Source organism: Neorhizobium sp. BT27B (assembly GCF_050455485.1).
Classification (GTDB): Bacteria; Pseudomonadota; Alphaproteobacteria; order Rhizobiales; family Rhizobiaceae; genus Neorhizobium.
In genome coordinates this window covers 18,796-31,979 of record NZ_JBCIYT010000008.1, presented here as the reverse complement: position 1 = coordinate 31,979, position 13,184 = coordinate 18,796, and the positions used below count along the sequence as shown (strand labels likewise).

General features: G+C 58.9%; 12 protein-coding genes. 2 read left to right on the top strand and 10 right to left on the bottom strand.

The window, feature by feature from the left end; translation table 11 throughout:
* Positions 1-2: 2 nt before the first annotated feature.
* The 8 genes from AAIH70_RS20715 to AAIH70_RS20680 all read right to left on the bottom strand — a co-directional run bounded on the left by AAIH70_RS20715 (position 3) and on the right by AAIH70_RS20680 (position 8,913).
* A complete protein-coding gene (locus tag AAIH70_RS20715; RefSeq protein ID WP_430035307.1) occupies positions 3-770 on the bottom strand; it encodes a glucosamine-6-phosphate deaminase in 768 nt (255 codons plus the stop codon).
* A gap of 54 nt (positions 771-824) precedes the next feature.
* A complete protein-coding gene (locus tag AAIH70_RS20710; protein WP_430035306.1) occupies positions 825-1,922 on the bottom strand; it encodes an N-acetylglucosamine-6-phosphate deacetylase in 1,098 nt (365 codons plus the stop codon).
* A gap of 20 nt (positions 1,923-1,942) precedes the next feature.
* Positions 1,943-2,860, bottom strand: a complete 918-nt coding sequence (locus AAIH70_RS20705) for an ROK family protein (RefSeq protein ID WP_430035304.1) — start codon at positions 2,858-2,860, stop codon at positions 1,943-1,945.
* On the bottom strand, positions 2,857-3,936 hold the full coding sequence (locus AAIH70_RS20700) for an SIS domain-containing protein (RefSeq protein ID WP_245519414.1): 1,080 nt from the start codon (positions 3,934-3,936) through the stop codon (positions 2,857-2,859). The genes AAIH70_RS20705 and AAIH70_RS20700 overlap by 4 nt, the downstream gene beginning before the upstream one ends.
* Before the next feature lie 70 nt (positions 3,937-4,006).
* Entirely contained in the window at positions 4,007-4,972 is a 966-nt protein-coding gene (locus tag AAIH70_RS20695) for a protein phosphatase 2C domain-containing protein (protein WP_132281245.1), read from the bottom strand.
* An 81-nt stretch (positions 4,973-5,053) separates the two neighbouring features.
* Positions 5,054-6,736: an ABC transporter permease gene (locus tag AAIH70_RS20690; protein WP_430035685.1), complete on the bottom strand. Its 1,683-nt coding sequence runs from the start codon at positions 6,734-6,736 to the stop codon at positions 5,054-5,056.
* Positions 6,733-7,815 carry an ABC transporter ATP-binding protein gene (locus AAIH70_RS20685; RefSeq protein WP_430035302.1) on the bottom strand — a complete coding sequence of 361 codons (1,083 nt, stop codon included), beginning with the start codon at positions 7,813-7,815 and terminating at the stop codon, positions 6,733-6,735. Before AAIH70_RS20685 ends, AAIH70_RS20690 begins: the two co-directional genes overlap by 4 nt.
* Positions 7,816-7,920: 105 nt before the next feature.
* Complete coding sequence (locus tag AAIH70_RS20680; RefSeq protein ID WP_245519412.1) at positions 7,921-8,913, bottom strand: ABC transporter substrate-binding protein; 993 nt, start codon at positions 8,911-8,913, stop codon at positions 7,921-7,923.
* A 297-nt stretch (positions 8,914-9,210) separates the two neighbouring features.
* On the opposite strand from AAIH70_RS20680, the gene AAIH70_RS20675 reads away from it, so the two are divergent.
* The gene (locus tag AAIH70_RS20675) at positions 9,211-10,344 is read left to right on the top strand and encodes an ROK family protein (protein ID WP_430035299.1); all 1,134 of its coding nucleotides are present in this window, start codon (positions 9,211-9,213) and stop codon (positions 10,342-10,344) included.
* Between the two features lie 27 nt (positions 10,345-10,371).
* Here the strand turns inward: AAIH70_RS20675 and AAIH70_RS20670 are convergent, their stop codons facing one another.
* Entirely contained in the window at positions 10,372-10,902 is a 531-nt protein-coding gene (locus AAIH70_RS20670; RefSeq protein ID WP_430035297.1) for an NUDIX hydrolase, read from the bottom strand.
* 64 nt (positions 10,903-10,966) lie between these two features.
* A complete protein-coding gene (locus AAIH70_RS20665) occupies positions 10,967-11,968 on the bottom strand; it encodes a LacI family DNA-binding transcriptional regulator (RefSeq protein WP_430035295.1) in 1,002 nt (333 codons plus the stop codon).
* Between the two features lie 188 nt (positions 11,969-12,156).
* On the opposite strand from AAIH70_RS20665, the gene AAIH70_RS20660 reads away from it, so the two are divergent.
* The gene (locus tag AAIH70_RS20660; RefSeq protein WP_430035293.1) at positions 12,157-13,182 is read left to right on the top strand and encodes an ABC transporter substrate-binding protein; all 1,026 of its coding nucleotides are present in this window, start codon (positions 12,157-12,159) and stop codon (positions 13,180-13,182) included.
* The last annotated feature ends 2 nt before the right edge of the window (positions 13,183-13,184 follow it).

Below are 13,184 nucleotides of genomic sequence, written 5' to 3'. Positions count from 1 at the left end.
GTTCAGCCGATTTCGGCAGCGGCGGCGTTGTCGAGATACCAATGGACTGCATGGTGGGTACCGAGAAAACTTGCCGGGCAATCAGTGGAGGGAGCCTCCCGCAAACTACGACGCACGGCGCCTGCCTTTGCTGAACCGGTCGCCAGCATGACGATTTCACGCGCGTGCAGAATGTCGGCGATACCGATGGTAATCGCCCGCTCCGGCACCGACGTAAGTTCGATCAAGCTTGGTTGATTAGCCGAAAGCGTTTCATCGGCTAAATCCACCACTCTCACATGGCTATCTGAGGCCGAACCGGGCTCGTTGAAACCGATATGTCCGTTCGTACCGAGTCCGAGCAATTGAACATCGACAGCGCCGCTTTCCTTCAACCTCGTTGCATACCGTCTGGCCTCTGCAACGACATCTTGTACATCGCCATTGATGAGGTTGGTCTTACGCGGATCGAAATCAGCCAGACCAAACAGTTCACGCTGCATGAACGCGGCAAAGGAATCCGGGTGAGAGGCCGTCAGGCCACAATATTCGTCGAGATTGAATGTCTCGACATCGCAAAACGAGATCTTGCCTTCGCGAAAAGCATGGACCAGCTTCGCATAGACATGCCTCGGCGTCTGGCCAGTTGCCAGACCAAGAACGCTTTTCGGATTGCGCTTGACCGTTGCAAGTAGATGTTCCGCGACCGCGTCTGCCGCCTCACCTGCCGTCGGAAAGATATGTACGCGAGGAATCTGAGCCAGTGCCGTCGTCTGCGAGGATAGAGCCATTTTGTGCAAGCCTTAGACAGGTCGGAGCGTGATGCCCGGTGGCGAAGTGTTTGTTCAAAGTGAGATGCGACGAAGATTGCCGTCGAGTGCGAGGATTTCGTGAGCCGGTGTTCCTGAGCGAAGTATCGGACGCTCGATACGCATTGCATCCCGAGGGACCATGGCGGCCATGCTGTACGCTTCCTGCAGTGACAGCCCGACGTGATGGACAGCGTTCGAGAGGCAGGTGGCAAGATCCACATGCGCACCGGCAAGAGAGCCGGCACTGTTGATCAATGCACCGTCACGTACGCTGATGGTTTCCCCGTAGAGTTCGAAATGATCGGGCCCCCCGATCGTCGCCATCGCATCGGAAACCATGAACATACGTCCATCAACGGGACGCGCACGGCAGGCCAGAGCGACCATTGACCAGTGCACATGGTGACCATCGACGATGATGCCGGCATAGGCATCGGAATTGATCGCAACGCCGACGATACCGGGCGCACGCGATTCCATCGGCGGCATCGCGTTGAAAAGATGCGTGAAACAGCTGACGCCGGCTTCCAACCCCATCCGTGCCTCGTGTGCGGTTGCGGCGGTATGCCCCGCCGATACGATTACGCCCATATCCGCAATGCGGCGGATCGTTTCCGCATCCACCATCTCGGGCGCAAGCGTCAGCATGACCGGAATGCCGGCTGAGCGCAGGTCGTGAAGGATTTCTAGCGTCGCATTCTCCATCGAGCGGATGAAGGCGGGATTATGCGTCCCCTTGCGCAGCACGTTCAGATGCGGGCCTTCGATATGCAGCCCCAGAAAACCATCCAGCCCCCAGGCGTCCCGCGCCGCAGCGGCTGTCTTGCGCATGCGCTCGCTCTCGCAGGTGATCAGCGTCGGCATGACCCAGCCGGTGCCGAGCGATCGTTGGGTCTTGACGATATCAGCGATGGTCTGTGCCGTCGGCGCGGAATTGAGCATGACGCCGCCGCTGCCATTGACCTGAAGATCGGTCAGCGCAGGGCCGAGCAGATGGACGTGGCGGTCAGGGACCTCCCCGCTCTCAAGCGGCCGAATTCTTGTCAATTCGCCACCGGACAGTTCGGCGGCAAGTCCAGTTTGCAGCGCGCCATCGGTCCAGAGGTAATCGGTGGCAATCAGTTGTCGCATCGGAAAAGTCTCCAAACGGGTCAGGATAGCTGGCGGGTCGCCATGATGGCGGCACCGCGCGCACCGGAACTGTCGCCATGAATGGCCGTGCGGATAAAAGGCATCCGCATTTCTCCGAGCAGCAGCGATTGAAACGGCTTTTCGAGCATCGGCACGACATTCGGGATGCCGGACAGTCCACCACCGAGAACGATGCAATCGGGATCATGGCCAAGCTGGATGATCAGCAGTAGTTCCGCGGCGATGTGAGCCCATTCCGACAGCAACGCCATATGGTCTGCCTGACCGGACATCGCCGACGCGACGATTTCCTCTGCTTTCAGGGGGCGGCCAAGGCGATGGGAGCCGAGCGCGGCAAGGCCGTTGCCGGAAACATACTGCTCGAAACATCCGTGTTTGCCGCAGCCGCAGGGCCATATTGGCAGGTCGCGCGGCACCAGCACATGGGCGGGAATGCCGATATGACCGACCTCCAGCGCCGAACCGTTGAACCGTTCCGTCAGCCGGCCGTCAATCGTCAGCCCCGCGCCGACGCCCGTTCCCATGATCAGGCCGACGACGCTTCTGCAACCTTCTCCCGCGCCACCGTTTGCTTCCGAAAGTGCAAAGGCCTGGCAATCGTTCATCAGTGGCAGCCGGCGGGCGATCCCGTTCGACAACAGCAAGCCGATGTCATGGCCGCTGGCCGGCAGGTTGGAAGTGAAGGCGCGGCCGGTTTGAGCATCGATCAGGCCCGGAATAGCCATACCGATGGGCAAGGATTGCGCTTCGCCGGAAAGCTGCTCGAGCCACCGCACCTGTTCTGCAAGGGCATCGATGAAGTCAGAGAGACTGTCCTTCGGCGTCGCGATACGTCGCATCTCGACGGTGGCGAGATCGTCGGAAAACAGTCTCGCCTCGATTTTCGTGCCGCCGATATCGATGCCGCCGCAGATCATGCCCGCACCGGATAAAGCGTCACGCCGGATACGACGCGCGAAAGATTGCCCTGCCCCGCGAACGGATTGTCGATATTGAGCGCAAGCTCGCCCGACCACGCCACAGCCCAAATCTGAGCGGCAAGAATATAGAGCGGTGCCTCCCAGCGCGCCTCGCCGAGCGTTCTCAGATCGACGTCACAGCCTTCGCCGCCGAGCGTCAGCACCGTGGCGTCCGGATATTGCGCCTTGATTTCGCGGGCCACATCCCAGTCGTAAAGCGCCGTATGCGCATCGGGATGGATCATCACCACGATCAGGTCGCGACCGGTGATGACCGCCTTGGGACCATGGCGAAAACCGAGCGTGCTGTCCCACGAGGTCATGGTTCGGCCGGCCGTCAGTTCCAGAACCTTCAGGGCAGATTCGCGAGCAACGCCCTTCAGGGCACCCGATCCCAGAAAGACGACCCGCTCCGGCCTTGCCGGCGTCATGGCCTGCAGCGCGGGCAACAGGACGGATGCCTTGTCCGCGATCGTGCCAAGATTTCCCGCCACATCCGCCTGCTCATCGATGCAGGCCAGTGCGGACAAAAGCATGGTCGTGAAGCTCGACGTCATTGCAAAGCCGCTGTCATGGGTGGCTTCGGGCAATGCGATCACCTTCTGCTCGCCGGCGCCTGCGGGCTGTCGCGTGGCAAGGGCGCCGGTCGGATTGCAGGTGATGTTCAGCCGCTGCACTTTCGGAAACTGCCGATCCAGAAGATCGAGCGTGCCGATGCTTTCGGAACTGTCGCCGGAACGGCCGAACTGCACCACGAGAAGCTGCGGATCATCCCGCAGGCATTCGAAGGGGCACGCAACGATGTCCGTTGTCGGGATCGCCTTGATGAGCAGGCCGGAGGTCTTCGCAAAGCTCAGCGTATCACCGATAAAGGCCGAGGTGCCTGCACCTGCGAAGATGATTTCCGTGATCTGCTTCTCGCGGATCCAGTCGCTTATGTCTCGCGCCTGGTTCGCAAGAATGGGGCCCCATTCGGCCCAGATCCGGGGCTGTGCGAAAATCTCGTTCCATGTCTGGCTGTCTTCGGGCCGCATGATCAGTTCCTGTTCTTGCTCGTTTCAGTGCCGGCGTGACGCTGGCGGAAATTGGGATATGCGGGCGGGATTATATCCCGGTTGCCTGCGGGAGAATGGCGCACAGGATCGTCCTGTCGTCACAGCTTTCGGCCGATGTCGAACCCTTCACGGCCGGAAAAGCGCCCGTCTTGTGAAAATCGGCTGCCTCGACCCGTTCAAACTCAGCCTCCCAGTCGCCGACCTGAATTCCATCGGTCGGGATCGAGACATAGCCATCGGAAAAGATCTCGATGCTTTTGACCTCGGCCTTGGGCAACAGCACATCGGTTATGCCATCGACAATGATGTCCTTGCCATTGATGGAGGCGTAGCCGAGCAATTGCGTGCTGTTGGCATAATGGAACTGCGTACGAATGCCGCCCTTCAGGAAGGTCGCGGCGATCTTCGGCGATGTCGCGGCGGCAGATACGGCGGCGGCGATGGCAGCCGATGCATCGGCTTCCGTCAAACGACCGGTTTCAACGGCCGCATCGAGACCGTCGAAAATCACCTTGCGGGTGGCCATCTCGGCTTCGTCGCTGTTGTCCATCCGGCCCGAAAGAATGCCATGAACGGCAATGCGGGCCGCCGTGCTCACCGTGTCGATCAGCTTATGGTGCTGGTAGATGACCTTGCCATTGATACGGATGCCGGTGTCGCCAAGGGCCAGAAGACGGAAATGATCACCGGTGCTGACGACGATGGCAGCCGTCGTCGATGGCGGATGAGCGATGTGACGTTCGATCGCGGCGTCGCGGACAGCGTCGCTCAGAACCTGGAAGATATCTCGGCTCGATGCGGAGATGAGCTTGCCGGAAGCGGCCAGCCTCGCGGTCGCCTGGGCTGCACTGCGTGCGGCGATGCGACCCGAACTTTCGCCATCATAAAAGGCGCCGGTCGGATCGGTTGCGCCATCGAAAACCGCCAGCAGAGTGTCCGGTTCGATGAGAACGACGTCGTCGCCGGGCTTGGTGCTGTTCTTATATTTGGAGCGCGAAAATGCTTCGATATTCATAAATGCTATTCCTGTTGGCGACAGGTCTCCAGCCGGCGCCCGAGGGCGCCGGTCGGGACTGTCGATTGGCCAAGGCCAGTCTCAGACGAAGGCAGCTTCCTTGCGATCCGAAAAGCGGAAGACGATGAAGACGCAAAGCCCGGTCGATGCCAGCAGAAGCGTGGAAAGCGCCGCCGCCGTGCCGAACTCACCGTCGATGACCTGCACATAGATCAACACCGGCATGGTAATGGTCCGCGACGTGTAGAGGATGAGCGTCGAGGACAGTTCGTTGATGGCGGTGATGAAGCTCATCAGCGAACCGATGATCAGGCCGGGCATCATCAGCGGCACGGTGATCGACATGAAGGTTTTCGCCGGTGATGCGCCGAGATTGACTGCCGCCTCCTCGATCGAGGGCTTGATCTGCCGCAGGATTGATGTGGTCGAGCGCACGCCGTAAGGCAGGCGCCGGATGAAGACGAGCAGGATGATGATCAGCGCCGTGCCGGTGATATCGAATGGCGGATGACGGAAGGTCGCGACATAACCGATCGCCATGACCACGCCCGGAATGAGATAGGGTACCATCAGCACCAGATCGAGCGAACCGGAAACGACATTGTTTTTTCTGACCACGATGAACGACAACAGGCCGGAGACCACCGCGATCAGGGCGACGGCGGCAAGCGCGAACAGAAAACTGTTGTAGATCGCCTGCGGACTATCCCGAAGAATGCGCTCATAGCTACCGAGCCCGAAATTGCCGGTGAAGACAGGGCCGCTGGTTTCGAGGAACGACGTGTATACGACGGTAAAGGCGGGCAGCATGGCGATGAAGACGACGAGATAGCAGAAGCCATGCACCAGAATCGACTTCAGCGGTGACATCGACTTCTTGACGGGCCGGTTGGTCAAGGCGCTGGCATATCTGCGCTTGGAAAGAATGTGCCGCTGCAGCACGAGCGCGATCATCGAAATGGCGATCATCAGCATCGAAACGGTGACCGCCATGGTCGGTGTGCCGCCCATTTCGGACGTGTACTGCGCATAGGCGATCGTCGCCAGCGTGCGAACCCCGCGGCCGAGAATGGCCGGCGTTCCGAAATCGGCGATAGACAGGACGAAGCAGATGATGGCGCCCGTGCTGACCGCCGGGAAGATCAGTGGCAGCGTGACCTTGTAGAAGCGCTGGAACGCGGTGCAGCCGAGATTTTCAGCGGCATCCTCGTAGGACTTGTTGATCGTGTTCAGCGCGTTTTCCGTCATCAGATAGATGTAGGGAAAAAACTTCAGGCTGAAGACCATGACGATGCCGGGAATGCCGTAGATCGTCGGCGCCGGCAGGCCGATGGCCGACAGGATATTGGTGACGGCACCGTTGGAGCCGAACAGCATGATCCAGGCATAGGCTCCGATAAACGGCGGCGCGCACAGTACGAGAACGGCAAAGGTGGCGATGACGGCGCGGCCGCGAATGCGATAACGCGATGTGCAAAAGGCCAGCGGAATGCCGATCAGGCAGGCGCCGAGCATGCCCATAAGGCCGATCACGATCGTATTCCAAAGCGCTAACGTATAAAAACGGCGCGTCAGAACCTGCACGTAATTGGAAATGCCGAAATCACCGGTCGAGGCATCGAAAAAGCTGATCGCAAGCACGTTCACGATCGGCAAAAGCAGGAAAACGGCGAGCAGGAGAACCGCGAGGATGGTGATGACCGTCCAGAAACCGGGCATTCTCAAGCGGCCTGAAAAGGCAGATGTTGCGGCGACACTCATCAGAACAACCTCGCTCCGGTGACACCGTCCTCGAACAACTGGACGCTACCGGCGGCAAAGGCGAAGGTGGCGTCGTCATTGGGGTGAAGCGCGATGATATCCGGCGTCGGCTTGGTGATCGCCTCGATCTCCTCGCCGGATGCCAGCACCGCAGCAACCGCCATTTCGCGACCGGTAAAGCTGACCTGACGGATTTTCACCGGAAGGCGAATGAGGTCATCACTGCCTACGGCCGCGTTGACAGAGATGAATTCCGGGCGAACTGCGGCAACGATCGGCTGGCCTGTCGGCAGGCCGGCCAGCTGCGGCAACGCGACGGATGTGCCCGCAATTGCCGGCTGTGCACCTTCGACGGACAGCGCCATGAAATTGTTGGCACCGACGAAGGAAGCGACAAAACGGTTGGCCGGGCTGTTATAGACCTCCCACGGTGCCGCCGCCTGCTGGATGACGCCGCCATACATGACACAGACGAAGTCGGACATGGCGAGCGCCTCTTCCTGATCGTGCGTGACATAAACGGTGGTGATGTTCATCGACTGCTGGATGGCACGCAGCTCGCGGCGCAGATCGACGCGCAGCTTAGCATCCAGGTTGGAGAGCGGTTCATCCATCAGCAGAACCTGCGGATTGATGACAAGCGCGCGGGCAAGGCCAACGCGCTGCTGCTGACCGCCGGAGAGTTCGTGCGGCATGCGCTGCGCGTAGGGTTTTAGCTGGACGATATCGAGGATATCGGCAACCCGCTTCTGGATCTCCGACCGGGAAACCTTGCGCTGCTTCAGGCCGAAGGCGATGTTGTCGGCAACGCTGATATGCGGGAAAACCGCATAATCCTGAAACACCATGCCGACATCGCGCTTGTGAGCGGGAACGTTTTCGATCTTGTGGCCGGCAATCGCGATACTGCCGCTGTCCTGCTGATGAAAACCGGCAATCGTGCGCAAAAGCGTGGTCTTGCCGCAGCCGCTTGGACCGAGCAGGGTAAAAAACGAGCCGGAAGGGATGGAAATATTGATATCCGACAGAGCGACCGTCGCGCCGTAACTCTTGCGGATGCTGGAAATCTCGACAGCGGACATAAAGCATCTCCGTGGACCGTCAGGACATTGGCGCCTGCGGTCAAACGAACAGGAATTTGCGAAAGGATGCGGCCATGATCTCACGGGTCATGGCCGCGGGTTCTGTTACTGGATATCCAACATGACGTCGTTCCAGGCCTTCATGACGCGATCGCGGTTGTCGGCAGCCCATTTGAAGTCATACTTCGCATCCGGAACGTCCGTCAGCGGCACGAGCGCAGCGTTGGCAGGAACGTCACCACGGATCGGCCGGCGACCGTGCTTGGCGACGACTTCCTGGCCTTCCTTGGACACGATGAAATCGATGAATGCCTTGCCGTTTTCAGCATTCGGGGCGCCCTTAACGACGGCCATGCCGTCCGGCGCGATCGCAGTGCCTTCCTTCGGATAGACGATATCGACCGGCGCCTTGCCGAGCTTGTAGCGCAGCGCTGCGTCTTCGAGGGTGATGCCGATCGCCTGTTCGCCGTCATTGACGAAACGCGGCACGGCGCCCGACGAGGTCGAGAAAACGGTGTTGGCGAGAATGCCCTTGTAGATGTCCCAGGCCTTATCTTCAGGCTTGAACAGCTGCAGCACGGTGGACAGCTGGATATAGGCCGAACCGGACTGGTCGGCGCGGGCCGAGGAGATCAGGCCCTTGTATTCCGGCTTGGCAAGATCTTCCCACGATGTCGGAGCAGGCGCCCCCTTCAACGCGTCACGGTTGACGATAAACGCGGTGACGACTGCCGTGAAAGGGATCCAGTTCTTGCTCGGCGAAAGTGACGGCGTGATCGCCGATGCTTCCTTCGGCTCATAGGGCTGGAAAAGATCGGCAGAAAAATCGATGACGGTGCCATCGACACTCCAGATGACGTCCGCTGCAGGCTTGCCGCTTTCCGCCTTGATACGGTTCATCAGCTCGCCCGAACCCGCCTTGACCAGCTCGACCTTGGTGCCCGTCTTCCTTTCGAAGGCCGGCAGCAACTCATCCATCATCTGCTGCGGCGCTGCGGAATAAACGACGACAGTGCCATCGGCATGGGCGACAGATACGGATGCGAACATGGCGGCACCAGCCGCAAGAGCAGTCAGAACATTACGAAAATAGCCCAAAATGGCCTCCACTTTTATATTTGGTTCCCGGGAGCGTCTCACCCATGTTGTGCCCGGTTTTCCGGTTCTATCGATCACATGTCGGCGCCTATTTTTAATTTTCATTACGTAAGTAAATATGTCAAGACGGTTTTCATGAAACTGTCACAATTAATATAACCATATGGTACGCAACCATTTTTCCCCTCACTCCGCTGTGCAGAACGCTGTCTGGATCGACAGCCGGCAAAGAAATCACATGCTTGAACTATCTATTTACGCTAAGCCTCGGACGGCTCGCGTAATGGGGGAACAGGCGTGATTAATCTCGGCTATAACGAACGCCGCCTGATCGAGATGTTGCGCGGTCGTGGAAGCATGTCCCGCACCGAACTTGCGCGGGATATGGATGTGTCGGCACCGACGCTCACGCGTCTCACCTCAAGCCTTCTGGAAGCCGGCATGATACGGGAGGCCGATGAAGCCAGAACCGGCGGCGGCAGGGGCAAGCCTTCGACCGCCCTGGAGCTTGATCCCGACGGTCTCTTCACTCTCGGCGTCTATTTCAACCCGGACGATTTGCGAATTTGCGTTGCGGATCTGAACGGCCAGATCCGCGCCGAGATTCGTCAGGATTTGCAGGACCACAGTTTTCAACACATCATGAGCATCGCCGAACCGGCCGCGCGCGAAGTCGTCCTGAAGGCGAATGTCGATACATCGCGCATCCTCGGATGCGGACTGTCCTTTCCGGGGCATTTCTCCCGCAATCCGGGCCACGTTTTCCAGATTCCGCAGTTTGCGAGTTGGCATGATGTCGATGTCGATCGGGATTTTCAGCCCTTCTTCGATTATCCGGTGCATCACGAGAATGATGGCAAGGCCGTCATTCTCTCGGAACTCTATTATGGGGTCGGGCGAAACCTCGCCAATTTCGCAATGATCTGGCTGACCTACGGCATCGGCGGCGGCGTTGTCGTGCAACGCCATCTCTATCGTGGCAGCAACAGGAATGCCGGCGAGTTCGGCGGCCTTTTCCCAAAGTCGCATCACCGCCCTTCCGGCCAGGATCTGTGCAATCAGTTGGCATCCGGCGGCATCACCATCAACCGGCTATGCGAAATCGATGAAAGTTATGCCGACCATCCCAAAGTGACCGAATGGCTGGGAAGAGCGACCGACCAGCTACGCGCGCTTGCACTGACCGTTGCAAGAACGCTCGACCCTTCCGCCATCGTGTTCGGCGGTTCGCTGCCGGACTGGCTGATCGGTGAGATCGTCAAAAGGTTGGGATCGCTTGAAAGCCTCGGCGAGGATTTTTTTGTTGAACCGCCGGAGATCCGCAAATCCGGCCTGAGCGAGGTGCCGCATCTGGGTGCGGCGACGATCCCTCTCTACCGGGCGACGACACCAAGTTATTATTCCGGCAGGGCATTGAAGGGCTGGGCCTGATAAAACCGGGTTCGCACCCTCGGGATCTCACACCTGCCCACTTTTCCCGCGGCCACGTGGCTTGAAATCAACCAGAATGGATTTCAACTCGATTTCGCGCACCCGCCTCGCCGCCTCATCCGGCGTGACCCAGGCGAGCCTCCTCTGGCCGACCTCCTTGAAATCCTCGGCCATCTCTTTGACCTCGATCTGATAGATATCCACCATGCAAGGCGAGACATCACGGTCGCTCAGCCATTTCAGATAGGTGTAACGGCCAACCGGCTTCTTTCTGACGACACCGCGGGCGCCCGCCTCCTGCCATGCTTCGAGTGCGGCCGCTTCATGCGGTTGTTTCTTTTTCATCGGCCATCCCTTGGGAATGACCCAGCGGCCGCTATCGCGCGACGTGATCAGAAGAATTTCGATATTGCCGTCATCAACGATGCGAAAACACAGTGCGCCATACTGCTGGCGAAAGTCTTCCTTGAACAGCTTGTCAGGCATGGCCGCCAGCTGGCTCAGCAAGGTCTTGGGCTTTGTTTCCTTGGGTTTGCTCTGTTTCCTGACGGTTTTCATGACCTGCTTTGACCGAAACAGTATCAATGTTCAATAGGGCTCGCGCGCCATACCCTTGCCTGCATCATCCGCCCCTAACGGATTCGCGCCAGACCAGATCAGCGGTCATTCTGCAAAACTGACCATTGTCGGTCATTGGCTGGCTCAGCCATGAAACGGCTTCTTCGGCAATACGATCCACCGGCTGGGCGAACGTGGTGAGTTGATAGGATGACCATGAGGATTGCTCGATATCGTCGAAACCGACGACACAAAGATCATCCGGCACGGCCAGCTTGAACTGATGGCGGGCAGTGTCCATCACGCCGCAGGCCAGAAGATCGTTGGCGCAGAAGATCGCATCCGGCCGCACCTCTCGCGTCAGCAATCGTTGCGCCAGCACGACACCGCTCTGGTAACGGGTCGGCCCGAAACGCTCGACGGTCACGTCTATACCGAACTCTCGTCCCGCCGCACGAAACCCCTCTTCGCGCGCCATCAGGCTGGGTGTGCCGACATCGGAATTGGCGAAGGCGAGACTGCGGCATCCGGCTCGCTGGAACGCGATAAAGGCTCGCCGCGCCGCCTCCTGGTCACGGAGATTTATCATCAAAGCCCCTGCACGCTCCTCGTCGCGATTGATGAGAACAAGTCGCTGACCGCTTTTTACGCACAGATCAGTGATCGATTTGTCCGGCATCCCTGACAGGACGATTGAGGCATCGGCACGATAGCTGATGGCGAGCTTCAAGGCTTCGTCGACGCTTCTGTCCGATCGATCGGTGTTGATCAGCATGGCAATCTTCGCGGCATTCTGAAGGTGCCGGGAGATCGCCCGGATCAGGCTTGCGCGATAGGGCGTATCCATCTCGGAAACGATAAGACAGACGATGCCGCTCTCGTTGCGCATCAGCCCGCGGGCGAGATGATTGACGTGATAACCGAGCGCCTCCGCCGCCTCCATCACACGGCGGCGGGTCTCTTCGGAAACGCTGGCACCGGGCGTAAAGGTACGCGATACGGCAGAGCGCGACACGCCTGCCCGTTCCGCAACTTCCTTGGCGCTCACGAATATCTTCTGGCTCACGACATACTCCCACGCTTTTCCTGCATCTTTTTGCAAGGGAGTGCAACATGCGTGTGACATCGCATTTATGCACAGCATCTGGCCCTAGCATATTTGAGGTTGACAATCCGCATGAACGCATGAAACCTTTGCACACGCTTGCAAGAGCGGGATGATGTGGAGGCGTCATCCAAATCTGGGAGGATATCATGCGTCTTGCTTTGATGGCGTCGGCCGCTCTGGCCGGCCTGATGTTGAATGCGTCGGCGACCAAAGCCGCCGAAGACCTCAACCTCATATGTTCCGCCGATGTGGTGATCTGCGAAATGATGCAACAGATGTTCGAGAAGGACACCGGCATCAAGGTCAACATGGTCCGCCTGTCTTCGGGTGAGACCTATGCCAAGGTCCGTGCCGAGGCACGCAATCCGAAAACCGATATCTGGTGGGCGGGGACAGGCGACCCGCACCTGCAGGCAGCATCCGAAGGACTGACGCAGGAATATAAGTCGCCGCATCTCGATGAATTGCAGGACTGGGCCAAGAAACAGGCGGAAAGCTCCGGCTACAAAACCGTCGGCGTTTATGCCGGCGCGTTGGGCTGGGGTTACAATACCGATCTCTTCAAAAAGAAGAACTACAAAGAGCCCAAGTGCTGGGCCGACCTGCTGGACCCTGCCCTGAAGGGCGAAATCCAGATGGCCAACCCGAATTCCTCGGGCACAGCTTATACCGCGCTCGCATCGCTGGTGCAGATCATGGGCGAGGACAAGGCGTTCGATTACCTGAAACAGCTCAATGGCAATGTCTCGCAATATACCAAATCCGGCTCGGCGCCGGTGAAGGCGGCAGCGCGCGGCGAAACCGGCCTCGGCATCGTTTTCATGCATGATGCCGTGGCGCAGACTGTCGAAGGTTTTCCGATCAAGTCGATCGCGCCCTGCGAAGGCACGGGTTACGAGATCGGCTCGATGTCGATCATCAAGGGCGCCCGCAATCTGGAAAGCGCCAAGAAATGGTATGACTGGGCGCTGACGGCCGAGGTGCAGTCGCACATGAAGGAGGCAAAATCCTTCCAGCTGCCGTCGAACAGACAAGCCGAGGTTCCCAAGGAATCACCGCGCTTCGAGGACATCAAGCTGATCGACTACGACTTCAAGACCTATGGCGATCCGACCGAGCGCAAGAAGGTGCTGGAACGCTGGGACAAGGAAATCGGCGCCAACGCCAACTGATC